Annotated in this window: 21 protein-coding genes; 14 read left to right on the forward strand and 7 right to left on the reverse strand. The window is 72.8% G+C overall.

The window, feature by feature from the left end; translation table 11 throughout:
- Positions 1-2: 2 nt before the first annotated feature.
- Positions 3-1,883, reverse strand: a complete 1,881-nt coding sequence (locus tag J2W20_RS06515) for a heavy metal translocating P-type ATPase (protein WP_307005645.1) — start codon at positions 1,881-1,883, stop codon at positions 3-5.
- A 123-nt stretch (positions 1,884-2,006) separates the two neighbouring features.
- On the opposite strand from J2W20_RS06515, the gene J2W20_RS06520 reads away from it, so the two are divergent.
- From J2W20_RS06520 to J2W20_RS06530, 3 genes are all read left to right on the forward strand, one after another.
- Complete coding sequence (locus tag J2W20_RS06520; RefSeq protein WP_307005646.1) at positions 2,007-3,080, forward strand: Gfo/Idh/MocA family protein; 1,074 nt, start codon at positions 2,007-2,009, stop codon at positions 3,078-3,080.
- Between the two features lie 98 nt (positions 3,081-3,178).
- Positions 3,179-4,141 (forward strand): hypothetical protein, encoded by a 963-nt coding sequence (locus tag J2W20_RS06525; RefSeq protein ID WP_307005647.1) that lies wholly within the window; start codon positions 3,179-3,181, stop codon positions 4,139-4,141.
- 81 nt (positions 4,142-4,222) lie between these two features.
- Entirely contained in the window at positions 4,223-5,497 is a 1,275-nt protein-coding gene (locus tag J2W20_RS06530) for a hypothetical protein (RefSeq protein WP_307005648.1), read from the forward strand.
- Positions 5,498-5,672: 175 nt separating this feature from the next.
- Here J2W20_RS06530 and J2W20_RS06535 read toward each other — a convergent pair whose 3' ends face one another.
- Together J2W20_RS06535 and J2W20_RS06540 are read right to left on the reverse strand one after the other, a co-directional pair.
- A complete protein-coding gene (locus tag J2W20_RS06535) occupies positions 5,673-6,119 on the reverse strand; it encodes a DoxX family protein (RefSeq protein WP_307005649.1) in 447 nt (148 codons plus the stop codon).
- A gap of 246 nt (positions 6,120-6,365) precedes the next feature.
- Positions 6,366-8,588, reverse strand: a complete 2,223-nt coding sequence (locus J2W20_RS06540) for an NADP-dependent isocitrate dehydrogenase (RefSeq protein WP_307005650.1) — start codon at positions 8,586-8,588, stop codon at positions 6,366-6,368.
- A 242-nt stretch (positions 8,589-8,830) separates the two neighbouring features.
- Between J2W20_RS06540 and J2W20_RS06545 the strand changes: the two genes are divergently transcribed.
- A complete protein-coding gene (locus tag J2W20_RS06545; protein WP_307005651.1) occupies positions 8,831-9,085 on the forward strand; it encodes a hypothetical protein in 255 nt (84 codons plus the stop codon).
- Between the two features lie 260 nt (positions 9,086-9,345).
- On the opposite strand, the gene purH is transcribed toward J2W20_RS06545, so the two are convergent.
- The gene (gene purH / locus J2W20_RS06550) at positions 9,346-11,019 is read right to left on the reverse strand and encodes a bifunctional phosphoribosylaminoimidazolecarboxamide formyltransferase/IMP cyclohydrolase (RefSeq protein WP_307005652.1); all 1,674 of its coding nucleotides are present in this window, start codon (positions 11,017-11,019) and stop codon (positions 9,346-9,348) included.
- A 153-nt stretch (positions 11,020-11,172) separates the two neighbouring features.
- Between purH and J2W20_RS06555 the strand changes: the two genes are divergently transcribed.
- The 4 genes from J2W20_RS06555 (at position 11,173) to J2W20_RS06570 (ending at position 13,979) form a co-directional block, all read left to right on the forward strand.
- Positions 11,173-12,321 (forward strand): zinc-dependent alcohol dehydrogenase, encoded by a 1,149-nt coding sequence (locus tag J2W20_RS06555; protein ID WP_307005653.1) that lies wholly within the window; start codon positions 11,173-11,175, stop codon positions 12,319-12,321.
- 12 nt (positions 12,322-12,333) lie between these two features.
- Positions 12,334-12,906: a hypothetical protein gene (locus tag J2W20_RS06560; protein ID WP_307005654.1), complete on the forward strand. Its 573-nt coding sequence runs from the start codon at positions 12,334-12,336 to the stop codon at positions 12,904-12,906.
- A 33-nt stretch (positions 12,907-12,939) separates the two neighbouring features.
- On the forward strand, positions 12,940-13,425 hold the full coding sequence (locus tag J2W20_RS06565) for a DoxX family membrane protein (protein WP_307005655.1): 486 nt from the start codon (positions 12,940-12,942) through the stop codon (positions 13,423-13,425).
- A gap of 80 nt (positions 13,426-13,505) precedes the next feature.
- Complete coding sequence (locus tag J2W20_RS06570) at positions 13,506-13,979, forward strand: SRPBCC family protein (RefSeq protein WP_307005656.1); 474 nt, start codon at positions 13,506-13,508, stop codon at positions 13,977-13,979.
- A gap of 120 nt (positions 13,980-14,099) precedes the next feature.
- Here the strand turns inward: J2W20_RS06570 and purN are convergent, their stop codons facing one another.
- Positions 14,100-14,681, reverse strand: a complete 582-nt coding sequence (purN, locus tag J2W20_RS06575) for a phosphoribosylglycinamide formyltransferase (protein WP_307005657.1) — start codon at positions 14,679-14,681, stop codon at positions 14,100-14,102.
- 61 nt (positions 14,682-14,742) lie between these two features.
- On the opposite strand from purN, the gene J2W20_RS06580 reads away from it, so the two are divergent.
- Positions 14,743-15,126 carry a hypothetical protein gene (locus J2W20_RS06580; protein WP_307005658.1) on the forward strand — a complete coding sequence of 128 codons (384 nt, stop codon included), beginning with the start codon at positions 14,743-14,745 and terminating at the stop codon, positions 15,124-15,126.
- A gap of 7 nt (positions 15,127-15,133) precedes the next feature.
- On the opposite strand, the gene J2W20_RS06585 is transcribed toward J2W20_RS06580, so the two are convergent.
- Positions 15,134-16,444: a cell division protein PerM gene (locus tag J2W20_RS06585; RefSeq protein WP_307005659.1), complete on the reverse strand. Its 1,311-nt coding sequence runs from the start codon at positions 16,442-16,444 to the stop codon at positions 15,134-15,136.
- A 69-nt stretch (positions 16,445-16,513) separates the two neighbouring features.
- Positions 16,514-17,680: an NADH:flavin oxidoreductase gene (locus J2W20_RS06590; protein WP_307005660.1), complete on the reverse strand. Its 1,167-nt coding sequence runs from the start codon at positions 17,678-17,680 to the stop codon at positions 16,514-16,516.
- 155 nt (positions 17,681-17,835) lie between these two features.
- On the opposite strand from J2W20_RS06590, the gene J2W20_RS06595 reads away from it, so the two are divergent.
- The 5 genes from J2W20_RS06595 to J2W20_RS06615 all read left to right on the forward strand — a co-directional run bounded on the left by J2W20_RS06595 (position 17,836) and on the right by J2W20_RS06615 (position 25,461).
- Positions 17,836-18,993 carry a glycosyltransferase family 4 protein gene (locus tag J2W20_RS06595; RefSeq protein ID WP_307005661.1) on the forward strand — a complete coding sequence of 386 codons (1,158 nt, stop codon included), beginning with the start codon at positions 17,836-17,838 and terminating at the stop codon, positions 18,991-18,993.
- Positions 18,994-19,038: 45 nt separating this feature from the next.
- A complete protein-coding gene (locus J2W20_RS06600; protein ID WP_307005662.1) occupies positions 19,039-20,370 on the forward strand; it encodes a UDP-glucose dehydrogenase family protein in 1,332 nt (443 codons plus the stop codon).
- 112 nt (positions 20,371-20,482) lie between these two features.
- Positions 20,483-21,121 carry a DUF6318 family protein gene (locus J2W20_RS06605; protein WP_307005663.1) on the forward strand — a complete coding sequence of 213 codons (639 nt, stop codon included), beginning with the start codon at positions 20,483-20,485 and terminating at the stop codon, positions 21,119-21,121.
- Positions 21,122-21,345: 224 nt separating this feature from the next.
- Positions 21,346-21,996, forward strand: coding sequence for a hypothetical protein (locus J2W20_RS06610; RefSeq protein ID WP_307005664.1), 651 nt, complete (start codon positions 21,346-21,348; stop codon positions 21,994-21,996).
- 72 nt (positions 21,997-22,068) lie between these two features.
- Positions 22,069-25,461 (forward strand): DEAD/DEAH box helicase, encoded by a 3,393-nt coding sequence (locus tag J2W20_RS06615; RefSeq protein ID WP_307005665.1) that lies wholly within the window; start codon positions 22,069-22,071, stop codon positions 25,459-25,461.
- Positions 25,462-25,710: the final 249 nt, after the last annotated feature.

Here is a 25,710-nt window from a genome sequence, read left to right on the forward strand (position 1 = left end):
GCTCAGCCTCTGACGGCGGCCGTCCCCACTGCGGGGGCGGCCGCCGTTGCCGTCGGCCGGCCTCCACGGATGGCCCGCAGGGCATTGAGGATGGTCGCGAGGTCCACAAGCTCCTGCAGCAGGGCCCCGACGACCGGCGGCAGGAGGCCGGTGAGGGCGACGGCCATGAGGCCCACGCTCAGGGCGATGCCGAGCCAGATGGACTGGAGCGCCACCCGCACCGTCCGCTGGGAGATCTCCATGGCGTCCGCGGCCCGGGAGATGTCGTCGACGAGCACGACGGCGTCCGCGGACTCGCTGGCCGCGGTCGAGCCGCGGGCGCCCATGGCGATCCCCACGTCGGCCGCGGCGAGGACCGGAGCGTCGTTGACGCCGTCGCCGACCATGAGCACGGGCCGCGGCTCGGCCGCCCGCACGATCTCGACCTTGTCGAGGGGAAGGAGCTCCGGACGCACGTCTGTGACGCCGAGGTGCGAGGCGATGCTGTGGGCGGTGGAGGCGCCGTCGCCCGTGAGCATGACCGTGTGCCGCGCGCCCAGGGCCGCGAGGCGGGCTAGGGTGGCGCGGGCCTCGGGCCGCGGGAGATCCCTGAGCACGACCACACCGGCGAAGGCGCCGTCGACCGCCACGTAGACGGCCAGCTCGCCCGGTTCGAGCGGGGGCTCGGCGAGCTGGCGGCCCGTCTCGGCGCCCACGAAGGCCCGTTTGCCGACCAGCACCCGCTGGCCGGCGATCTCGGCGAGCACACCGTTCGTCGCGGCCTCCTCGGCCCCACCGCCCGGGAGGAGGTCCACCCCCTGCGCCACGGCGGCCTCGACCACGGAGGCGGCGAGCGCGTGGGTCGAGTACTGCTCGGCGGAGGCCGTGAGCGTGAGGAGCTGCTCGGCGTCGAACCCGCGCTCGGGCCGGACCGCGACGAGCTCGGGCCGCCCGCGGGTGAGCGTGCCGGTCTTGTCGAAGGCCGCGGTCTTCACGCGGGAGAGCAGCTCGAGCACCGCACCGCCCTTGACGATCACGCCGTGCTTCGCGGCCCGGCTCATCCCGCCCATGAACGCCACGGGGGCGGCGATGAGCAGCGGGCACGGGGTGGCGACCACGAGCACCTCCGCGAAGCGGCGCGGGTCCCCGGAGACCCACCACCCGACCGCGGCGAGGGCGAGGGAGAACAGCGTGAAGGGGACGGCGTAGCGGTCCGCGAGCCGCACCACCGGCGCCCGGCTCGCGGCCGCCTCGCGGACGAGCGCCACGATCTGGGAGAACTGGCTGTCCGCTGCGGTTGCGCTCGCGCGGAGCATGGCCGCAGCGGTGCCGTTGATCGAGCCCGAGAGGACGGGCTCCCCCGCCAGCCGGTCCACCGGAAGGCTCTCGCCGGTGAGCGAGGACTCGTCGAAGGTCGCCGCGGGGGACTCCAGGACGCCGTCCACCGGCACCACTTCGGCCGGACGCACCACGAGCAGGTCCCCGGGCCCGACCTCCTCGAGCACCACGTCCTCCACGGTCCCGTCCGGCGCCTGCCGGTGGGCGACCCTGGGCGCCCGGTCAAGCAGGGCGGTGAGCTCGCGCTTGGCCCTCCCGGCGGCGTAGTCCTCGAGGGCCTCGCCGCCGGAGAGCATGAGCACGATGATCACGGCGGCGATGTACTCGCCCACGAGCAGCGTCGCCACGATGGCCGTGACGGCAAGGATGTCGAGGCCGAAGTGGCCGTGGAGGATCTCCCGGACCATCTTGATGAGCGTCCAGGCCCCCACCGCGGCGGCGAACACGCTCGCCGTGATGAGGGCGGCATCCCGCTGCCCGAGCCCGGCGAGGGCTAGAGCGGCCGCCAGGACGACGAGGCCAGCGACGACGATCGGATACCTGCGGGCCGTACGGAGGATCCCCATGGACCGATCCTCCCGCCCGCTGTGGCGGCCGTCCAGCAAGGCAGGGCTTCCCGGAGGCATCGCGCAGCCCGCACTGCGTGGTCGCGCCCGCTGTCCTGGCGCGGGCCGTGGAAGGATGGGCGCATGACACGTCACATCCAGCGGCCGTGGCTGTCGCTGCAGCCCACGGACGATCCGCTCGAGCCGACCGGCCGCACGGTGCGGTGGGGCGTGGTGGCGACGGGCGGCATCGCCCGGACCGTCGCGCGGGACCTCGCGCTCCTTCCGGACGCGGCGCTGCACGCCGTCAGCTCCCGGGCCCACGAGCGTGCGCTCGCCTACGCGCGCGAGTTCGGCGCCTCGCGCGCGTACTCGGACGAGGGGGCACGGCCCGGCTACGTCCAGCTGGTCGAGGACCCGGACGTCGACGTCGTCTACGTGGCCACGCCGCACGGGCAGCACTACGAGGTGGCCCGCGCCGCCCTCGAGGCCGGGAAGAACGTGCTGGTCGAGAAGGCCTTCACCGTCAACGCCCAGGAGGCGCAGGAGCTCGTGGGCCTGGCCGAGGCGAAGGGCCTGTTCCTGATGGAGGCCATGTGGAGCCGGTTCGTCCCCGGCATGCTCAGGGCCTTCGACATCATCGAGTCGGGAGAGATCGGCGAGGTGCAGTGGGTCTCGGCGGACCTCGGTTTTCCCGCGCCGAAGGATCCCACGAGCCGGCTGTGGGACGTGCCGGCCGGCGGCGGAGCACTGCTCGACCTGACCGTCTACCCGCTCCTCTGGGCGCTCGGCGCCCTCGGCTACCCGGACTCCCTCACGGCCGTCGGAAAGCTCAACGATGCCGGGGTGGACGAGCAGAACGTGCTCACCCTCTCCTACTCGGACGGCCAGCTCGCATCGCTCATCTCCTCGCTCGTGGCCCACGGGCCGCGGACCGCGACCGTGGCCGGGACCGAGGGCGTCCTCACGAGCGTGGGGAGCGTCAACAACCCCACCGAGCTCGTGGTGCGGCGCGGGTGGGACCCTGCGCGCACCGAGAAGATCGAGATCGTGGGCCGCGGCTACGTGTACGAGCTGCGCGAGGTCGTGCGGTGCGTACAGCAGGGCGTCTCGGAGAGCCCGACCATGCCGTGGCGGCACATGGTGGACACGATGCGGCTCTTCGACGGGGTGCGCCGCCAGCTCGGCATCAGCTACCCGAACGACGAACGGGGCTGAAAACCTCGGTCCCGCATCTGGACCTGCGCCCCTCCCCTTCCTAGGATGGCCGCACAGCCCATCCGGGCCGCCGCCTGACTGGGGAGGAGGGCGAGGGGATGCGCGACCATGCCGACTGGCGCACCGGAGCGCTTGCCCTCGTGCGCCACGCTGCGGCGGCCGCCGGACTCGGTCTGGGCTGGCTGCTCCTCTCCGGTGGCGCGGCAAGCGCCGCGGGCCTGCCGCCTGACCCTTCGGTCCTCAGCCCGTCCTCCGGCCCGGGCATCGTCGGGGCGCTCGCGCGCACGACGGCGCCACTCGCCTCGGACCCGATCGGCACCGGCGCCGGGCCCGCCGCAGCAACCGCCTCCTCCGTGGCCTCCCAGGTCCGAGCGGTGCCGCAGGCCGTCGAGCCGCTCACCGATGGCCCGCTCGCGCCGCTCTCCCCCGTCCTCGCCCCCGTGGTGTCCGGGACCGCCGGTACCCTCGGCAGCGCCGTGGACAGCGCGGGCACCGCGGCACAGGCCGTCGCGGACGGGACGCGGGCCGTCCTGCCAGCACCCTTGGCCGGGACACCGGCGCCCGTCCTCTCCGCGCCTGTCATCTCTACGCCCGTCCCCTCCGCGCCCATCCTCTCTGCGGCTGTCGGGGCGCAGGCGGCCGAGACCCGGGAAGCGTCTGGCACCTCCTCCGGAGGGCAGGCGGCCGGAGCCGCCTCAGCGGCGTCCCGCCCGTTCCCGCAGGCGCCAGCCGCGGGCCGCGCGGGATCCTCGGCGGATGCGGTGCTGAGGTTCCTGGTCACCGGTCCGCTCGTGCCCGCGGCGCTCATGGCCGATGCCGCTCGGGCCGTTCTTCCCGACGTGCCGGCGCCTGGCTTCCCCACGCTTCCCGCCCTCCCGACGGCGGCGGGCTCCGCGGACGGGAGCCTCGTCGGATCCGGTGGAGCTGGCCCGGGCGCCGCGGCCCTCGCCGCCGCAGGCTTCGCGCTCGCCCTCGCCTGGCGAGCCGGCCCGCGCGTGCGTCCTCAGGCCGTGCCGCTCCCGCCGCTGCCGGCCTTCGATCCCGGTTCGACTCCCGACTAGGAGGGGATGAGTCTGCCCCCGTGCAGGCACATGCGTCCCAGGCGCGCAACGCGCCATCGAATCGTTGTCAGGAGAACAACTGTGAATACCCTGCTGCGCCGGGCCATGCTCGGCACCGTGGTCGCGGGAGGCCTGCTGGGCCTCGGCCATGCCGCCGCCAGTGCGGATGCGACCACCGTCACAACAGATCCCAGCGCGGTCGTCGCCGCGCCGACCGCGGTGACGGCCTCACCGCTCCCCGCAGTCACCGCGGTCACCGACCCGGTGCTGACCCTCAACGCACCCACGGCGGCGACCGTGGCCGGGACCGGCACCGGCGGCACCGCTGTTGCGAACCCGGTGCTCACACTCAACGCCCCCACCGGGGCGTCCGCCGGCACAGTCGTGAGCGATCCCGATGCCGGCAGCGGACCGAAGGGCGGCACCGCCGGCACCTCGACGCCCGCCGGGACCTCGACGCCTGCCGGGACCGAGACGGGCGCCGGGGGCGCGGCCGCCGCGGTCACCGACCCGGCGCTGACCCTCGTCGCGCCGACCGGGGCGACTACGGGCGCCCTCGTGCGCGATTCCGACGCCGCGGCCGGGACGGGCGCGTCTGGCGGGGTCGCCGCGGTCACCGATCCCGTGCTGACCGCCGCCGCTCCCACGGGCGCCACGACCGGGCCCGTCCTCGCGGGCACTGGCCTCGGGGCCACTGGCCTCGGCGATCCGGCGCTGGGAGGAATCGGCGCCGCCACCGCCCCGCAGGTGTGCCTCGCGCTGCCCCTCGGAGTGAGTCTGGACGGCACAGCTGCGATGCTGCCCCAGGGCGGCTGCGGTGCCCCGGCCTCCGGGCCGGCCGCGGGTGCCCCCGGCAGCAGCTCCGGTCCGGGCACGGGCTCCGGGACGGGATCTGACACCGGCTCGGACACCGGCCCAGGCGCCGGGACAATGCCGGAGGCCGCCAACGGCCCGGTCGCGGACACCCTTCCCGGAGCCGCCCTGGGCCCCGTGGAGCCCGCAGTCCTCGGCGCTGCCGGGTGGAGCGGGATGCCCACCGGATGGGCCTTCGGCCACGGGCTCGCCGGCGTCGCCACCGCCTCGGGCACGGCCGGAGGGCCCGGGAACGGGTCGTCGGGCTCGGCCGGGACCGCTGCGTCCGCAGGCGGCGCTAGCTCGGCTTCCGGTCCGTACGCGGCACCCCGGGCCGCCCAGGCTCCGAGACTGTGCCCGGCGTCGCTCGCGCAGGACGCCGGTGACGGCCTGAGCCTCACCCTCGCGATGGCGCTCGCCGGCCTCGGCCTCCTGCTGGGCGCCGGCGCCGGCCTCGGGACGGGGCTCGTGGTGCGCCGACGCCCCGCGACCGCGTCGGCCTGATGCGTCCCCGGCGCCGGGCCGCGGCTGCCGTCCGGATCGGACGTGGTGAGTTGGGGCATCACGACCGATCCGGGCGCCGCGGTCCCGGCGCCGGCGGGCAGACGACGACGGCGCCCGCTCGCCCCGACGTGCCGGTGCACCTCGGGGCGGGGACGCCGCTGTCCGGACGGGAGCGTCAGGCCGCGATGCTGGCCCAGCGTCCGGCGGCGCGGCCGAAGAGCAGGCCGCTGGCCGAGAAGCGTCCCGGCCCCACGAGGGCCACGGCGGCCGAGCCCGCCGCGAGCACCAGCACGAGCTCCATGCCGCCCTTCTCGACGAACATGCCGGCGGAAACGTGCACGAGGAACAGCGCGCCCAGCATCTCGAGTGCCAGGAGGACGCCGGCAATCCGGGTCAGCACGCCCAGGACGAGCAGCGCACCGCCCACGAGCTCGAGGGTGGCGGCCACGGGAGCTGCGATCTGGGCCCCGGGGACGCCCATCTGCGCGAAGGCGCCCTGGGCGCCGGGGATCGTGAACTCGAAGAACTTCTGCCAGCCGTGGGCCAGGAAGACGGCGCCCAGGGCCACACGGAGGATCGTGCGGGCCGTGTCGGCGAGGACGGGGCTGTTGGCGGGTGCCATGGGGGCTCCTTGCTGTCGGTGGGGCATCGGCTTCGCGGTCGCCAGACAGGCGACCACATACGATTGAAGCTTCAACCATCATCCAGAGACAGGGGTCCGGTGTCAAAAAGCATGACGTCGGGCAAGCCGCCGGGGCCGCCGAGCGCCAGACGGCAAACGGCGCCCCGCGCCGGAGGTGGTTGACCACCTCCGGCGCGGGGCGCCGTCGTGACTGGCGGGACCGAGCCCGCCCGTGGGGCTGGGGCGTTACTTGGCCAGGCCGTCCACGATGCCGTTGAGGGTCCGGGAGGGGCGCATGACCGCGAACACCTTCTCCTCATCGGGGCGGTAGTAGCCGCCGAGCTCGACCGGCGAGCCCTGCACCGCGAGCAGCTCCGCCACGATGGCGTCCTCCTGCGAGGCGAGGGCCTCGGCGACGGGCGCGAAGGCGGCGGCGAGGCCGGCGTCGTCCGTCTGCTTCGCCAGCTCCTGCGCCCAGTACAGGGCGAGGAAGAAGTGCGAGCCTCGGTTGTCGATGGTTCCGAGCTTGCGGCCCGGGGACTTGTTCTCGAGCAGGAACGTGCCGGTGGCACGGTCGAGCGTGTCCGCGAGGACCTTCGCGGCCGGCAGGCCCGCCTGCTCCGCGTAGAGCTCGAAGGACGGCACGAGCGCGAAGAACTCCCCGAGGCTGTCCCAGCGCAGGTAGTTCTCCTTCACGAGCTGCTGGACGTGCTTGGGTGCCGACCCGCCCGCGCCGGTCTCGAAGAGGCCGCCGCCGGCGATGAGGGGGACGACCGAGAGCATCTTGGCGCTCGTGCCCAGCTCGAGGATCGGGAACAGGTCGGTGAGGTAGTCGCGCAGCACGTTGCCGGTGACCGAGATGGTGTCCTCGCCCTTGCGGAGCCGCTCGAGCGTGTAGGCCGTGGCCTCCGCGGGCGGGAGGATCTCGATGGTGAGGCCCTCGGTGTTGTGCTCGCCGAGGTATTCGCGGACCTTCGCGATGAGGTTGCGGTCGTGGGCGCGGTCCTCGTCGAGCCAGAACACGGCGGGGGTGTCGGTGGCGCGGGCGCGGTTGACGGCGAGCTTGACCCAGTCGCGGATCGGCACGTCCTTGGTCTGGCAGGCGCGCCAGATGTCGCCCGGCTCGACAGCGTGCTCGATGAGGACGTCGCCGGCCCCGTTGACGAGCTGGACGGTGCCCGCGGCCGGGATCTCGAAGGTCTTGTCGTGGCTGCCGTATTCCTCGGCCGCCTGTGCCATGAGGCCCACGTTCGGGACGGTGCCCATCGTGGTGGGGTCGAGGGCGCCGTGCTCGCGGCAGTCGTCGATCACGGTCTGGTAGACGCCGGCGTACGAGGAGTCGGGCAGGACCGCGAGCGTGTCGTGCTCCTGGCCGTCCGGGCCCCACATGTGGCCGCCGATGCGGATCATCGCGGGCATCGAGGCGTCCACGATCACATCGGAGGGGACGTGGAGGTTGGTGATGCCCTTGTCCGAGTCCACCATCGCCAGGGCCGGGCCCTCGGTGAGCCCCTTCTGGATGAGGCCCTTGACGCCGTCGCGGACGTCCTCCGGCAGGGCGTCCAGGCCGTTGAGGATCGCGGCCAGGCCGTTGTTGGGGCTCAGGCCCGCGGCGGCCAGCTGCTTGCCGTAGGTCTCGAACAGCTCGGCGAAGTAGGCCGTGACCACGTGGCCGAAGATGATCGGGTCGGAGACCTTCATCATGGTCGCCTTGAGGTGGGCCGAGAAGAGGACGCCCTCCTCCTTGGCGCGGGCCACCTGGGCGGCGAGGAAGTCATCGAGCGCGGCGGCCCGCATCACGGTGCCGTCCACGACCTCGCCCGCGAGGACCTTGATGCCCTTCTTCAGCTCCTTGACCGTGCCGTCCGGGAGCGCGAGCTGAATGGTGAGCGAATCGTCGGCCGACATGACCACCGACTTCTCGTTCGCGCGGAAGTCGTTCTCGTCCATCGTGGCCACGTTGGTCTTCGAGTCGCCGCTCCACGCACCCATGGAGTGCGGGTTCTTGCGCGCGTAGTTCTTGACCGACAGCGGAGCGCGGCGGTCCGAGTTGCCCTCGCGGAGCACGGGGTTCACCGCGGAGCCCTTGATCTTGTCGTAGCGCGAGCGGATGTCCGTCTCCTCGTCCGAGGAGGGGTTGTCCGGGTAGTCGGGCAGCGCGTAGCCCTGGGACTGCAGCTCGGCGATCGCGGCCTTGAGCTGCGGGATCGAGGCGGAGATGTTCGGCAGCTTGATGATGTTCGCCTCGGGCGTCTTGGCGAGGGCGCCGAGCTCGGCGAGCGCGTCCGACTGCTGCTGCTCGGCCGTCAGGTAGTCGCCGAAGGCGGCGATGATGCGGCCCGACAGGGAGATGTCCCGCGTCTCGATCTGCACGCCTGCCGCCGAGGAGTAGGCCTTGACGATCGGCAGGAAGGAGTGAGTCGCCAGCATCGGCGCCTCGTCCGTGTGCGTATAGATGATGGTGGCCATGGGTGGGCGCCTCCTGCGGAGCTGGAGCAGACCGCGGCGCGGATGCGCGCATTTGCATGGGCCGCAGTGTGCGTGAGTGCTGCTATGTCAACGTCCTTAACTTACCGGAGACAGAGCGCTGGCCCGATTCGTGACTGCCGGGGCACCCGGATCAGGCGCCTGGCGTGCCTAGACTGGCCCGGGGGGAAGGAGACGCGGGCCACGTGCCCGCTGTCGATCAGCATCGATCCTCAGGGGAGAGCATGGCACAGCATTCCGCGTCCGTCGGCGATCAGGACGAGTCGCCCGAGCCGGCGCTCGAGGAACTGGGCGCACTGGTCCTGCGGGTGTGGCGCGAGCCGGGCTCCGACCAGGGCCTGAGGGTGCGCATCCTCGCCTCGGAGGGCCAGAGCGAGCCCGCGAGCATGGCCGTGGTGGCCGGCCCGGACGCTGCCCTCGACGCCGTGCGGAAGTGGCTGGACGCGCGGCAGGGCCCGCCCGCGCCGCGGCGCCACTGACCGCGCGCACGACGCAGGACCGTCGGCGCAGGACCGTCGACGCAGGACCGTCGAGGCCGCCCGCGTACCCGGAACGGGGATTCGGCGACGAGATGCGCACCCGGAACGGGGATTCGGCGACGAGATGCGCACCCGGAACGGGGATTCGGCGACGAGATGCGTACCCGGAACGGGAGGAGGGAGGCGGGGCCAGATGACCCGCCTCCCTCCCCGCTCCTTAGCTTCCTGGTTCCCTGGCTCCCTCCCGGGTGGGGTGGGCGTCAGTGGAAGAAGTGGCGCGCGCCCGTGAAGTACATCGAGATGCCGGCGGCCTTCGCCGCCTCGACGACCTCCTCGTCCCGGACGGACCCGCCGGGCTGGACCACGGCCTTGACCCCGGCATCGAGGAGGATCTGCAGCCCGTCGGCGAACGGGAAGAACGCATCCGACGCCGCGACGGCGCCGCGCGCGCGCTCCGGCGCCGACCCGGATCCGCCGGTGCCGGACGCGCCGCCGGCCGAGTCGACGTCGGATGTCACCTCCACGCCGAGGGTGTTGGCGCGCTCCACCGCGAGGCGGCACGAGTCAACGCGGTTGACCTGGCCCATGCCGATGCCGACCGAGGCGCCGTCCTTGGCCAGCAGGATCGCGTTGGACTTCGCCGCGCGGGAGGCCCGCCAGGCGAAGGCGAGGTCGGCGAGGGTCGCCTCGTCGGCCGCCTCGCCCGCGGCGAGGGTCCAGCGGGCCGGGTCGTCGCCCTCGGCCGAGAACGTGTCGCTGACCTGGGCCAGCACGCCGCCGGAGATCTGCTTGATCTCGGTCGGGTAGCGGCCGTAGCCCTCGGGGAGGGCGAGGAGGCGGATGTTCTTCTTCTTCGAGAGGATCTCGACCGCCTCGGGCTCGAAGTCCGGCGCGATCACCACCTCGGTGAAGATGCCCGCCACGGTCTCGGCCATGCCGCGCGTCACCGTGCGGTTCGCCGCGATGACGCCGCCGAATGCGGAGACCGGGTCGCACGCGTGGGCCTTGCGGTGGGCGTCCGCGATCGGGTCCTCGGCCCCGGGGGTGGCGACGGCGATGCCGCACGGGTTCGCGTGCTTGACGACCGCGACGGCCGGCTCGTCGAAGTCGAAGGCGGCGCGCAGGGCGGCGTCGGCGTCGACGAAGTTGTTGTAGCTCATGGCCTTGCCGTGGAGCTGGTCCGCCTGGGCGATGCCTGCGGGGGCGGCCCGGTCCACGTAGAGCGCGGCCGGCTGGTGCGGGTTCTCGCCGTAGCGGAGCACCTCGGAGCGCTCGAGCGCGAGCCCGGCGTACGCGGGCCAGTGCACCGCGCCGCTCTCGTCCTCGTCCGGGAACTGGCTCGCCGTCCACGTCGCCACGGCCGTGTCGTACGCCGCGGTGTGCGCGAACGCCTTCGCCGCCAGGCGGCGGCGCGTGCTCAGGTCGAAGCCGCCCGCCTTCGCGGCCGCCACGACGTCGCCGTAGGTACCCGGGTCCACCACGATGGCGACGGCGGCGTGGTTCTTCGCCGCCGAGCGCACCATCGCGGGGCCGCCGATGTCGATCTGCTCGACGACGTCGTCCATCGCCGCCCCGGAGGCGACCGTCTCCACGAACGGGTACAGGTTCACGACGACGAGGTCGAACGGCTCGATGTCCATGTCCTCGAGCGTCTGGACGTGGGCGGGCACGCGGCGGTCCGCGAGGATGCCGCCGTGGATGCGCGGGTGGAGGGTCTTGACGCGGCCGTCGAGCATCTCCGGCGAGCCGGTGACCTCCTCGACCTCCTGGACCGGGACGCCGGCGGCCGCGATCCGCTTCGCGGTCGACCCGGTCGAGACGATCCGCACGCCGGCCTCGGAGAGCCCGACGGCGAGCTCCTCGAGCCCCGTCTTGTCGTACACCGAGATCAGGGCTCGGCGGATGGGAACGCGGTCCAGCTGGGTCACAGGCACTCGTCTTTCTCGAAGCAGCAGCGGGGTGGGGTCGGCGCCATTCTACCGTCGCCGCCCCCGGCCGCCCCGGGCCGCGGTTGGTTGACGGAGGCCCCGTGCGGGGAAGGGTCTGGCGGGAAGCATCCCGTCACCCAGCGAGGAGGGAGGGCCGCCGTGCGCGCCATGGCCTACCGCGGGCCGTACAAGGTCCGGGTCGAGGAGAAGGACATCCCCTCGATCGAACATCCCAACGATGCGATCGTCCGCGTCACGCTCGGGGCCATCTGCGGCTCCGACCTGCACCTGTACCACGGGCTGATCCCGGACACCCGGGTCGGGACCACGTTCGGCCACGAATTCATCGGCGTGGTCGAAGAGGTCGGCCCGTCCGTGCAGAACCTCAAGCGGGGGGACCGGGTCATGGTCCCCTTCAACGTCTACTGCGGCTCGTGCTACTTCTGTGCACGCGGGCTGTACTCCAACTGCCACAACGTGAACCCCAACGCCACCGCGATCGGCGGGATCTACGGCTACTCGCACAGCTGCGGAGGGTACGACGGCGGCCAGGCGGAGTTCGTACGGGTCCCGTTCGCCGACGTCGGGCCCTCCCTCATCCCCGACTGGATGAGCGACGAGGACGCGGTCCTGCTCACCGACGCGCTCCCCACCGGCTACTTCGGGGCGCAGCTCGGGGACATCTCCGAAGACGACACGGTGATCGTCCTGGGCGCCGGGCCCGTGGGCCTTTTCGCGGCCGCGTCCTCGTGGCTCATGGGAGCCGGGCGCGTGATCGTCGTGGACCACCTCGACTACCGCCTCGCGAAGGCCAGGGAGTTCGCGCACGCCGAGACGTACAACTTCGCCGAGCACCGCGACATCATCCTCGAGCTGAAGAAGGCCACCGACTATCTCGGCGCCGACGTGGTGATCGACGCGGTCGGCGCCGAGGCGGACGGCGGGTTCCTCCTGCACGTGGCCGGGGCCAAGCTCAAGCTCCAGGGCGGCTCCCCGATCGCCCTGAACTGGGCGCTGGACGCCGTCCGCAAGGGCGGGACAGTGTCGGTCCTCGGCGCCTACGGCCCCGCCCCCACCGGCGTCAAGTTCGGCGACGCCATGAACAAGGGGCTCACGATCCGCACCAACCAGTGCCCGGTCAAGCGGCAGTGGCCGCGCCTCTTCGAGCACGTCCGCAACGGCTACCTCAAGCCCAGCGAGCTCGTCACCCACCGCATCCCGCTCGAGCACATCGCCGAGGGCTACCACCTGTTCTCGGGCAAGCTCGACGGCATCATCAAGCCCCTCGTGGTGCCCGGGGCGTCCTGAAAGGAGCCAGCCATGCCGTACACCGCCGACAGGCGCCCCCAGCCGCCGTCCAGCGAGGAGCTCCGCGCCCGGATCCCGGGCTGGGGCGCAGACCTCGACCCCGCGGACCGGCCCTCGGTGCCGCGCGAGAAGCACGAGCCGACCGGGGCCCACTGGGACTTCCCCGAGCGGCAGCCGGAGAACACGCCGCACGAGCGCTCCCGCGAACACGAGTTCCTCACCCCGGTGTTCGGCACGACCGCTCCCCTGCACGGGGCCTCGGGCGCGATCCGGAGGTTCTCGTACCGCCGCTACAGCGAGGGGCAGACGCCGCACTGGCTGCTTCTCCTGGCGGGGGACCGCGTCGACGCCTGGGAGTCGCACCTGCGCTCCCTCGCGACGCTGCACCCCGACAACCCCGTCACCGAGACCGGGGTCCTCGGCGAGGCCGGCCACCACCCCGTGTCCTCACGATGGGGGCAGAACCGGGCGGACCTCAAGCACGCCTGGATGGACCCCATCATTGTGGGCGGACCCTGGGCCGCGGCCGCCCTCGTGGCCTGGGCGGGCGCCCGCAGGCTCCTGAAGTCCTCTCCCCGCCGCTAACGGCTCCAGCATCCACACCGAAAGGCACACACCATGGGATTCAAGCTCAGCCACGCCGTCCTGCGCCTCGTCGCGGGCGCCTTCGTCCTCAACTCGGGGGTCTCCAAGCTCTCGCTCGACGCCGAGGGCGCCGAGCGGCTCCAGGACATGACCGCCCACGCGATCCCCCAGGCCAAGCAGGTGGCCCCGAAGACGTTCGGCAAGCTCGTCGCGGGCGCCGAGGTGGGGCTGGGGGCCGCCCTCCTGGCACCGTTCGTCCCCACCCGTCTCGCGGCGCTGGGCCTCACGGCATTCTCCGCCGGCCTGCTCGCCGTCTACTCCAAGACCCCGGGCCTGACCCAGCCGGACGGGATCAGGCCCACCCCCGCGGGCGTGCCCATGGCCAAGGACATCTGGCTCGCCGGGATCGGCGTGGCCCTCCTGATCGACCGCAAGCACCACCCCGTCAAGGCCCGGCGCAAGGTGGCGCAGGCGAGGGCCGCCCAGGCGAAGACCGCGATCAAGGCGGCCGTGAAGTAGTCCGCCCGGTGTTTTGGCCTCCATGCCGCCGGGTACCTGTAGAGAGTCCCCAACAGCGCCAACCTCGCTAGGAGAAACGCATGTCTACCGTCCAGGAAACGATCGATGTTGCCGTCCCCGTTGCGACGGCGTACAACCAGTGGACCCAGTTCGAGTCCTTCCCGCACTTCATGGGAGGCGTCGAGTCCGTGGTACAGCAGGACGACACCCACCTGCACTGGACCACGAAGGTGGCCGGGCAGACCCGCGAGTTCGACACGGTGATCACCGAGCAGAACCCGGACGAGCGGATCGCGTGGAAGAGCACCGACGGCCCCAACCACGCGGGCGTCGTCACCTTCCACCGGCTCAACGATGCCGAATCCCGGGTGTCGGTCCAGTTCGACTGGGAGCCGGGCTCCGCAACCGAGAAGATCGGTGCGGCCTTCGGCGCCGACAACGCTCAGGTCAAGAGCGACCTGAAGAAGTTCAAGGACTTCGTGGAGTCCAACGGCGCCACCGGCGGATGGCGCGGCTCCGTGGACGCGCCCCCGCAGAGCGGCGGCACCCTCTGATCGGCCCGCCTTAAAACGCACGACGGCGCGTGCCCCGCTCAGGCGGGCACGCGCCGTCGTGCGTTTCCCCCCACCGGACGGGCGGGTGGCGGAACCGGACCGCGTCGTGACCGGCCCGGGTCAGGCCGGAGCGGGGACCTCGCCCGCGGCCAGCCGGCGCAGGACGTCGATGAGCAGCCGCCGCTCGATGACCTTGATGCGCTCGTGGAGCGAGTCCTCGTCCTCGCCGTCGGCGACCGCGAGGGCCTCTTGGGCGATGATCGGCCCCGTGTCCACCCCGGCGTCGGCCCAGTGGACGGTGCAGCCGGTGACCTTGACGCCGTAGTCGAGGGCGTCGCGGACCCCGTGCGCCCCCGGGAAGGCGGGCAGGAGCGCGGGATGCGTGTTGAGGTAGCGGCCGCCGAAGCGCGCGATGAACTCGGGGCTGACGATCCTCATGAAGCCCGAGGAGACCACGACGTCCGGGCGGTAGGACGCGACCTTGTCGGCGAGGGCGGCGTCCCACTCCGCACGGGTGGGGAACGAGTTGAAGTTCACCACGAAGGTCTCGAGGCCGGCCTCGTCCGAGCGCTCGATCCCATAGGTTCCCTCGCGGTCCGCGCCGACGGCAGCAATCTCGATGTCCAGCTCGCCGGCCCTCACGGCGTCGATGACGGCCTGCAGGTTGGAGCCGGTGCCGGAGACGAGGACCACGATGCGCATGGGGCCACCTTACCGGCGCCGCGCACGCCGGCAGGCCCGCGCGCCGGTAGGGTGGGGAACCGTGACCGCCCAGGCCTCCCTCGCCCGCACCCAGCTCCTGCTCCGCGTCCTCGCGGTGGCCGTCCTCCTGACGTGGATCTCGGCGGCGCACGGCGTGGGCTGGGCCTGGGCCTCGGCGCTGCTGTCCGCGGCCGTGCTGGGCGGCGGGATCACGGTGCTCGTGCTCGTCGGCCGCGGGGGCCATCCCCGGTCGCTGGCCGTCGGGGCCATCGCGGGCATGCTCGTCGGGCTCGCGCTCGGGCTCTACTCCGCGGCGGCACTGGCCTTCGCCGGACAGGTGGCGCGCTTCGAGGACTGTTCCCACCACGCGATCACCATCACCGCCAAGGACACCTGCCAGGCGGACCTCCGCGCGGGCCTGGACGCAGCCGCGCGGCAGGGCTGATGCAGGCCTAAGCCTCGGCGGAGTCGGCGCTGCGGGTGCGGGAGCGCTCGAGCCACGGCCCGAGGCCGTAGCCGATGCAGGCCCCGATCGCGGTCTCCGCCCCCACCCAGACGAGCATCCACAGGGGACTCACACCGAGTTCGGTGAGCCGGCCCACGCCGGCGGAGCCGCTCGTGAGCCACGCGAGCCCGGCCGCGAGCGCACCTGCGACGGCACCGACGAGGGCGCCGAGGAAGACCGCGGAGACCGGCGCGGAGAACCAGCGGGCCCGGACCTTGATCGAGAGCCACTCGTCGAAGTGGTCCTCCCCCTCGCGCACGAACCACCAGCCCGCGACGAGGCCGCCCAGCACCGGGACCACGAGGGCCGCCGGGCCGAACAGGAGCGGCCCCGCGGGCACGGCGGCGAGCAGGGGAACGGGAGGCAGCGGCCCCACCGCGGTGGCGAGGGCCCCCGCGCTCGAGCCGGTCCCGAGGGCGACGCCCGCGCCGGAGGCCCAGCCGAGGGTCCAGACCACGAGGTCGGGGATGTAGCCGATCTGGGCGACGGTCAGGGCAGCCCCGCCGACGGCGTCGGCGCCGACACCCTCGAATACGGCCACGGCCTCGGCCCAGTGGCCCAGCAGGTCCACGGCGAGGAGCACCGCGGCGATCGCGAGCGAGGTGAGCAGGCCCACGGCGCCGGAGCGAACCGCCGCCCAGACGTAGCTGCCGGCCCAGCGCGAATACTGCCCGGCACGGGCGATCCAGTCCACGGCGTCAACGCCGATGAGCCTGGTCCAGGCGCCCGCCTCGCGCCGGGCGCCCGCCACCAGGCCGAGGCCGGCGGGGATGAGCGGGACCAGGGTCGCGGCGACCATGCCCACGTCCACCTGGGCGGTGCGGCACACGAACGCAGTGGCGAACCCGAATCCGGCGTACGCGGAGGCTGCTCCGGCGAGCGCCTGCCACAGGGTGTCCGCATACGAGGCCCGGGCGAGCCGCCGGCCCGCCCGCCAGGCCAGGAGCACCGGGATGAGCGTGAGTCCGAGCGGGATGAGGGACAGCGTCCCGGTCACCGGCTCGGCCGCCTCGCCCGTCCCGGCGGCCAGGCTGAGCTTGAGCGGCACCCCGTGGGCGAGGAGCCACGCCTGCCCCGCCAGGCGGGCGGCGTCCTCGGGCGCCCAGGGCCCCAGGCCGCCGGTCGCCCAGACGGCGAACACGGGGATGACCGCCAGGACGGCGGAGATCAGGAGGGCTTGGACGGCTTCCGCGACTCCCTGGAGCCACAGCGGCATGGGGAGCCCGCGGAGTCCAGACTGGTCGGCGCGGAGTTTCATCGCCCTCCACTGTGCCACGGCCGCGCCGGTGCGCCGCTCAGGCGCACCGGCGGACGGCACCGCCGGGGGTCAGGAGAGGTGGAGCCTGTCCTCCGCGCTGAACGGGCGGATCTCCTCGGTGCGGCCCTCGCGGACCTTCTCGACCCAGAGGGGGTCGGAGAGCAGGACCCGGCCCACCGCCACGAGGTCGAACTCGCCGCGGCCGAACTGGCCCAGCAGGGCCTCGAGCCCGCGGACCTGGGAACGGCCGCCCTCCTGCCACGTGACCTCGAACTCGTTGTCCAGCCCCACGGAGCCGACCGTGATCACGGGGAGCCCGCTGAGCTTCTTGGTCCAGCCCGCGAGGCCGAGGGCGGAGTCGCCGCCCTCTCCGTCGGCGCCGGCGGCCTCGAGGAACGCGGGCTCCCAGTGGCGCCGGGTCGAGGGGTGGAAGGCCGAGACGCCGGCCTCGGCGAGGGTGCCGAGGATGGTGCCGAGCTCTTCGGGCGTCTGGGCGATCCTGGCGCCGTAGTCGCCGGACTTCCACTGGGAGAAGCGGAAGATCACCGGGTAGTCGGGGCCCACGGCGGCGCGCACCGCCGAGGCGACCTCCGCGGGGAAGCGCAGCCGGGCCTCGAGCGAGCCGCCGTACTGGTCCTCGCGGCGGTTCGTGCCCTCCCAGAGGAACTGGTCGAGGAGGTAGCCGTGGGCGCCGTGCAGCTCGACGCCGTCGAAGCCGGCCGCCTGGGCCGCCGCGGCGGCGCGGGCGAAGTCGTCGCGGATGCGGGCCAGCTCCTCCACGGTCGCGGCGCGGCCGCGCTGGGCGCCGTTCGGGGCGATCCCGGAGGGGCTGAGCGAGGGCAGCTCCGGGTTGAACTCGGCGTGGTCGCCGCGGGCCGCGCCGAGGTGCCAGAGCTGGGGCACGATCGCGCCGCCGGCCGCGTGCACCTCCTCGACGAGGCGTCGCCACGCGGCGAGCTCGGCGTCGCCGAACAGGCGCGGGACGCGCGTGCTGGGACCGGAGTCCTCCGAGACGTACACGCCCTCCGTGATGAGGAGCCCGACGCCGGCCGCGGCGCGGCGCGCGTAGTAGCCCACGACGTCGTCCGTCACGACCCCCTCGGGCGAGAACTCGCGGGTCATGGGGGCCATGACGAAGCGGTTGGGGACGCGGAGGCTGCCGAGGTGGAACGGCGTGAAGAGGCTGGAGAGCGGGGCCGCCGTGGCGGGGCCGGATGCGGTGTCCTGGATCGTCATGCTCTGGGCAACCGAGCCCGGTCCGGCACCATTCCCCGTCCGTCCAGACTGTGCCGCAGGTCACGTCGAGGGGTGCGCCGGGCGTTCACCGGGCCTTCCCCCGCAGGTCACGCGGCCGCCGCCGTCCGGCCAGACGGGCGGCGGAGCGTGGAGGCGTGAGGATCGCGATTGTTGCCGAGTCGTTCCTGCCGCAGATGAACGGCGTCACCCATTCAGTCCTGCGGGTGCTCGACCACCTGCACGAGCGCGGCGACGAGGTGCTCGTGCTCGCCCCGTCCGGCGAAGGCGCCGGGGCGGTGTTCCCGCAGGACGAGACCGTGTCCGGCGCGAAGGTCGTGCGGCTGCCCGCCGTGCCCGTGGCCGGCTACCCGAACGTGCGGATCGCGTTCGGGGCCGTGCCGAAGGTGCGGCGCCTCCTCCGGGCCTTCCGGCCCGACGTGGTGCACCTGGCCTCCCCGTTCGAGCTCGGCTGGCGGGCCGTGCGGGCCGCGAGCCAGCTGGGGATTCCCACGGTGGCGGTCTACCAGACCGAGGTGCCCGGCTACGCGGCCCGCTACGGGGTGCCCTTCCTCGAGAACTGGGCGTGGCAGCGGGTGGAGGCGATCCACCTCCTCGCGGACCGGACCCTCGCACCGTCCACCTTCGCGCTCAACCAGCTGCGCGGGCGAGGGATCCCCGGCGTCGAGCTGTGGCGCCGCGGCGTCGACACGGAACGGTTCAGCCCCGCGAAGCGCGACGCCGTGTGGCGGGCGTCCGTGGCCGGGTGCACCCCCGCGGGCTCGCCGGTGTCCGTGATCGGCTACGTGGGGCGGCTCGCGGCGGAGAAGCAGGTAGAGGACCTGCGCGTGCTCGCGGACCTGCCCGGTACCCGGCTCGTGGTGGTCGGGGACGGACCGCTGCGCGCCCAGCTGGAGGCCCAGCTGCCCGGGGCGCTCTTCACCGGGTTCAAGGGCGGCGAGGACCTCGCCCGGATCGTCGCGAGCTTCGACCTGTTCGTGCACCCGGGCGAGTTCGAGACGTTCTGCCAGACCATCCAGGAGGCCATGGCCTCGGGGGTGCCGGTGGTCGCGACCGGCCGCGGCGGCCCGCTCGACCTCGTGCAGAACTCGAAGACCGGCTGGCTGTACTCCCCCGGCGACCTGGCCCAGCTGCGCTCCTACGCCCAGGACCTCCTCGGCGACGACGCGAAGCGGGCCGCGTTCGCCGAGGCCGCCTGGCGCAGCGTCCAGGGCCGGTCCTGGAGCGCCATCTGCGCCCAGCTCGTCGAGCACTACGAGGACGTCATCGCCCGCACCGCGGTCCCCGCCCGCTGAGGTCCGCTGGGTCCGGTGAATTCGGCAAGAGAAGGAAGGGACACCATGAAGATCTCCGTCATCGGCTGCGGCTACCTCGGAGCGGTCCACGCCGCCGCGCTGGCCTCGATGGGCCACACGGTCGTGGGCATCGACACCGACGCGGACAAGGCGGCGCGCCTCGCCCGCGCCACCGCACCGTTCTTCGAGCCCGGCCTCGAGGAGCTCCTGGCCGAGGGCCGGGCCACGGGACGGCTCTCGTTCTCCACCGACATGGCCCTCGCCGCGGACTGCGACGTGCACTTCCTGTGCGTCGGGACCCCGCAGGCCAAGACCAGCGGCGTGGCCGACCTGGGGTACCTGGAGTCGGCCGCCCGCGCGGTGGGCCGGCACGCGAAGGCGGGGGCCGCCGTCGTGGGCAAGTCCACGGTCCCGGTCGGGACGGTCCACCGCGTGCGCGAGTGGCTCGGCCGGGCGGACCTCGAGCTCGCCTGGAACCCCGAGTTCCTGCGGCAGGGGACCGCGGTGAAGGACTCGCTCGTGCCGGACCGGCTCGTGTACGGGGTGGCGGACGACGCCGGCGGGCAGCGCGCGGCGCGCACGCTCGACACGGTCTACGCTCCCCTCCTGGAAGCCGGGGTGCCGAGGATCGTCTGCGGGTACGCGACCGCCGAGCTCATCAAGTCCGCTGCGAACGCCTACCTCGCCACGAAGCTCTCCTACATCAATGCGATGGCCGAGCTGTGCGACGCCGCCGGCGCCGACGTCACCCAGCTCTCCGCAGCCATGGGGCTGGACCCCCGCATCGGCCAGCGCTACCTCGCGGCCGGGCTCGGGTTCGGCGGCGGGTGCCTGCCCAAGGACATCCGCTCGTTCCGCGCCCAGGCCCAGGAGCTCGGCGTCGACTCCGTGGACGCGTGGATGGGCCTGGTCGACGGCGTCAACGAGGGCCAGCGCGGACGCGTCGCGGCCCTCGCCGCCGACCTGTGCGGCGGCGACGTCGCGGGGCGCCGCGTGGCCGTGCTCGGCGCGGCCTTCAAGCCGGACACCGACGACATCCGCGACTCCCCCGCCCTCGATGTGGCGGTGCGGCTCGCGGCGGCCGGCGCGCACGTGGTGGTGACGGACCCGAAGGCCATCAACAACGCCTGGCTGCGCTTCCCGCAGCTCGAGTTCGAGCCGTCCCCGGCGGCAGCGCTCGACGGGGCCGAGCTGGTCCTGCTGCTGACCGAATGGCCCGAGTTCCGGGCCATCGACCCCGCAGAGGCCGCGTCGCGGGTCCGCCGGGCCGTCGTGCTCGACGCGCGCAACGTCCTGGACGCAGCCGCCTGGCGGGATGCCGGCTGGGAGCTCCGCGGCCTCGGCACCGGCAGCGCCCTCCCCGCGCACGCCCGCTGACCGAGGTCCCTGTGGATAACTCCCGACAGGTCTAGTCACGAGCTTGTAGACTGCCGGACAAGCGCCGCAGCGCACCGGGCGGCGCCCACACCAACGACCTCGGGGGATGTCAATGGCGATTCGCCGCTGCACGCTTCGCTCTGCCCTGCCCGTCCTCGTCCTGGCCTCGGCTCTGGCGCTCTCCGCGTGCTCGGGCGGGGCAGACGCCGAGTCGCAGAGACCGCCCACCGGCCCGGCGAGCGCCTCCGCCACGGCCACGCCGACGCCGGCCGCCGACTCCCGGCCCACGCCGGCCAGCTCCACCGGCCCCGCCCGGAACCTGCCCAGGCCCCAGCTGCCCGCCGCCGCGAAGGAGAACACCAAGGCCGGATTCGAGGCCTTCACGCAGTACTGGTTCGACACCGTCACCTATGCGCTCGAAACAGGCGACACCGGGCCGCTGAAGGCCGTCTCCAAGCCTGACTGCAAGATCTGCGTCTCCTATATCAAGTCTGGGGAGACCGCCAAGGCGGACGGTGGATGGAGGGTTGGCCCACAGTGGACTATCAGCGATTTCGTAACCGACATGAGACTAGATCCGCTCGGGCAGGCCGTTGCCTACTTCTCCATGGAAGAGTCGGCCTCTCAAGTAATCGGACCCGATCGGAAGATCAGCAGGTCGCGGGCTGGCGGCAAGTTGAAGACCGCTCAGGCTCTATACGCCAAGTTCGAGAACGGGGCGTGGCTGACTTCGGAAGCCGGGACAGCGTGAAGACCCCGCGGGCACTTCTGACACTCGGAGTAGTCACGTCCCTCGTCGGGACCCCCGCTCCGGCGAACGCAGACGACGTCGACAGTGAATGGGGCGACCGGTCGGCGCAGGTGCACGCCGAGACGTCCGGCCGCGCCGTCTTCAAGTTTCCGAAGGTGGAAGGCGTGAAGGAAGTCTTTGTCTACTCCTACGCTCCAGCATGTGCTTCAGAGACCGATTCGCCGGTGGTCAGTACGTGCGCGGCGCTCAACAGCCGGTGCAGCGCCGAACCCGGCGGCCAGATGGTCGTGTGGGAGAGGCAGGACACCCGGAAGAAGGGTGCGCCGTGGGAGCGGCTCGAACAGGCCTGCCTCTATCCGGGCAAGCCGCCGGAACGGCCGGGCGACGTCGTCATCGCGGTGACGGAGAAGCAGCTCAGGGAACTTCCGATCAAGGGCCCCAAGCTCGGCAGCCAGCCTGGACGCCACACGCTCAAGGGCGCGGAGACGAACATCTACGCCGAGCCCTCCGACCAGTCCTTCTCGATCACGATCGTGGGCAAGAAGGTCGCCATCCGCGTCACGCCGAGCGAGTACCGCTGGAGCTACGGCGACGGGACGAGTCTGGTCACGGCAGTGCCCGGCGGTCCCCTCCCCGAGTCGCGGTGGGGCGAGAAGACCGTCACAAGCCACGTCTACGCAGCGACCGGAGACGTGAACGTGGGCCTGACGACCGTCTTCACCGGCGAGTTCTCGGTGGACGGCGGCCCCTACCAGGCCATCGCCGGCAACGCCCCGGTCCCGAGCATGCCGAAGGCCCTGAGCGTCTGGCGGTCCGAGGTCAAGCTCTACGCCGACGACTGCACCGCGAATCCCGCCGGCCAGGGCTGCTCGTAGGGACCCGCCGCCCCGCACCCTAGCGGCACCCTCCCGCCCAGGACTGTCGGCGGCGCATGGGACGATAAAGGCATGGCACCCCTCTCCCTTCCCGGCCAGCATGCTGGCACCGGAGGCGGAGCCCTGCCCCTCGTGGACGTGGCCGGGATGGTCAACAGGATCGGGGCCGCGGCGATGTCCCGCGCCCACGCCTACGCCAGGGACGGACGGGTCGAGAACCTCGCCTGGCACCCCGAGATCACCGAGCTGACGGCCGAGGTCTTCGGCACGGCCGCCGAGCCGTACGAGGTCGGGGTCTACCTCAAGCCCCAGCAGGCCACCTACCGCTACGCCGGCGGCTGGTGCACCTGCCCGATCTCGGCGGACTGCAAGCACGTCGCCGCCGTGGTGCTCGCCGCGAACACCCAGCGGCTCCGCGCGGACGCGTCCCAGAAGAACGCCGCGCGGGCGGCGGAGCCGGCCTGGAAGGGCGAGCTGCGGCGCATCATCAACCCGGCCGGCGAGCGCCACCTTCATGGGCGCTCGGGCCGGCTCGGACTCCAATTCGAGCTCCGGGACCTCGAGGCCCGCCTCGGCGGCTTCGCACGGTCCCGGGGCCGGCGCCGGCGCGAGCACCGGCTCGGCATGCGGCCGGTCGAGTACAACCCCGCCACGGGCCGGTGGCTGCGCGGCGACCTGTCCTGGAGCCGATTCGGCCGCCCGGACCACGCCGGCGACTTCCACACGCCCCACTTCGAGCTGCTCCGCGAACTGCAGGCCCTCCGCCTCGGCACGGGATCGGGCTACTGGAATGGCAATGACCCCTGGCTGTACCTGGACGAGTTCACGAGCCCCCTGCTGTGGACGCTTCTCGGAGCCGCCGGCCCGCTCGGCCTCGAACTGGTCGCCGCCCGGCGCGGAACCGGGGTCACCCTCGCGGAGGGGACCGCCGTCGTCGGCCTCGAGGCCCTGCCCGGGACGGACGACCCGGCAGCGCTACGGCTCGTCCCGACCCTCGCCGTCGAAGGCGTCGCCCTGCCCACGGAGCGTGCCGGGACGGTCGGCGACCACGGCACGTACGCGGTCGTGCGCACCGGCGCCGACGAGGAGCTGATCGTCCTCGCCCAGTCCGAGGCGCGGCTCGGCGAGCGGGAGCGCGCGCTCCTGGGCACCCCCGAGGGCGTCGAGATCCCGGCCGCGGACCGGGAGGCCTTCGTCGCGGAGTTCTACCCCGACCTCGCCCGCTCGGTCACGATCACCGCGGACGACGGCGTGGACCTCCCGCCCGTCGAGCCTCCCCTCCTCGTGCTCACCGCGAGCTTCGGGCCGCGGGACGAGCTGCGGCTCGCCTGGCACTGGGAGTATCCGGCGGGCGACGCCGTGCGGCAGGTTCCGCTCGCACCGGTCCCGGGCGAGGGCTTCCACCGGGACGAGGCGGCCGAGGAGGGCGCCCTGCGGGCCGTCGCGGAGGTCCTCGCCGACAGCCCGCTGCCGGGCATGCCGGTGGGGCCCGCACGGCTCGAGGACCTCGACACAGCCGACTTCGCCGAGCGGATCCTCCCGGCCCTGGAACGGCTCGAGGGCGTCGCCGTGCGCATCGAGGGCACCCGACCGGACTACCGCAGGCTCGAGGGCACCCCGGAGCTCGTGCTCAGCGCTGTCGAGTCCGAGAAGAACGACTGGTTCGACCTCGGCCTCATGGTCAAGATCGAGGGCCGGAGCATCCCCTTCCAGGACGTCTTCACCGCCCTGGCCCGCGGCCGGGACAAGGTCCTCATGCCGGACAAGACCTGGTTCCGCATCGACACCCCGGAGATCCGCCGGCTCAAGCGGATCATCGACGAGTCCCACGAGCTGCGCGAATGGCGCATCGAGGGCCCGCCCGCGAAGCGGCCTCCCCGGCTGAGCGTCTACCAGGCCGGGCTCTGGGACGAGATCGCCGAGCTCGCGGGCGAGACCGTCGAGCCGGCCCGGTGGAAGCGGACCGTCGAGGGGCTGCTCGACCCGCACGCCCTCGACCCGGTACCGGTGCCCGGGGGGCTCGACGCCACCCTGCGCCCGTACCAGGACGAGGGCTTCCAATGGCTGGCATTCCTGCACCGCCACGGCCTCGGCGGCGTGCTCGCGGACGACATGGGCCTCGGCAAGACGCTCCAGACCCTCGCCCTGATCCTGCATGCGCGCAGCGCACCGGACCCGGCCACCCCGGCGGCCGAGCAGAGCGAAGCGGAGTCGGAACCGGCCGCGAAGCCCCCGTTCCTCGTCGTCGCCCCCACGTCAGTGGTGCCGAACTGGGAGGCCGAGGCGGCCCGGTTCGCCCCGGGTCTGCGCACCGTCGCCCTCACGGACACGCAGGGCAAGTCGGGCACGCCCGTGGCCGCGACGGCGGAGGGCGCGGACATCGTCGTGACCAGCTACGCCCTGTTCCGCCTCGACTTCGAGGCGTACGCGGCCCTGGACTGGTCCGGGCTCATCATGGACGAGGCCCAGTTCCTCAAGAACCGCGCCACGAAGGCGCACCAGTGCGCGCGCGACCTCGACGTCCCCTTCAAGCTCGCCCTGACCGGCACCCCTCTCGAGAACAACCTCATGGAGCTGTGGGCCCTGTTCGCGATCGTCTCGCCGGGGCTGTTCCCGGCGGCGAACCACTTCGCCCAGGACTTCGCCAGGCCCATCGAGAAGGGCGGCGACGCGGAGCGGCTGGGGAGGCTCCGCCGCAGGGTGCGCCCCCTCATGCTGCGGCGCACCAAGGAGGCGGTGGCCACGGAGCTGCCGGAGAAGCTTGAGCAGCGCCTCGAAGTCGAGCTCTCCCCCAAGCACCGTTCGCTCTACCAGCAGTACCTGCAAAGGGAGCGGGAGAAGGTCCTGGGCCTGGTCGAGGACCTCGACCGCAACCGCTTCATCGTCTTCCGCTCGCTGACCCTCCTGCGGCTCATGGCGCTGGATCCTGCGCTCGTGGACGACTCGCACGAGGGCGTGGTGCCCGCGAAGCTCGACGCCCTGCTCGAGCAGCTCGACGACGTGGTGGCCGAGGGCCACCGCGCCCTCGTGTTCAGCCAGTTCACCTCGTTCCTGAAGAAGGCCGCGGAGCGCCTGGACGCCGCGGGGATCGCCTACGAGTACCTCGACGGGTCGACCCGGCGCCGCGGCGAGGTGGTCTCCCGGTTCAAGGAGGGCGAGGCCCCGGTGTTTCTGATCTCGCTCAAGGCCGGCGGCTTCGGGCTCAACCTCACGGAGGCGGACTACTGCTTCCTCCTCGACCCGTGGTGGAACCCGGCGGCGGAGGCTCAGGCGGTGGACCGGGCGCACCGGATTGGGCAGTCCCGGAGGGTCATGACGTATCGTCTGGTGGCGAAGGGCACCATCGAGGAGAAGGTCATGGAGCTCAAGGAGAAGAAGGCTGCCCTGTTCTCCTCCGTGATGGACGATGACGCGGTGTTCTCCTCGTCCCTGACGGCCGACGACGTCCGCGGACTCCTCGCCTAGACCCCACCGCGGTGGCCTTCACCGACACTTCCCTGGGTCACGATTTGGCAACAGAGGATTTGTACCCTACCGTAGGTATCAGTTCGATAACGGACTTCGCCCGCGATAGCTCTCTGCGAGGCGTCATAAAGCCTGCGGCCAACAGCCGTTGGCCACATATGCCGGGTGCTGCCGTCCACCGTTCGCCGCCGTCTGCGCAGACACCATTGACCTGACCTTCGAGCTGTCAGGGGCCGGCGGCGCACGACG

The organism is Sinomonas atrocyanea (assembly GCF_030812675.1).
GTDB classification, from domain to species: Bacteria; Actinomycetota; Actinomycetes; order Actinomycetales; family Micrococcaceae; genus Sinomonas; species Sinomonas atrocyanea_B.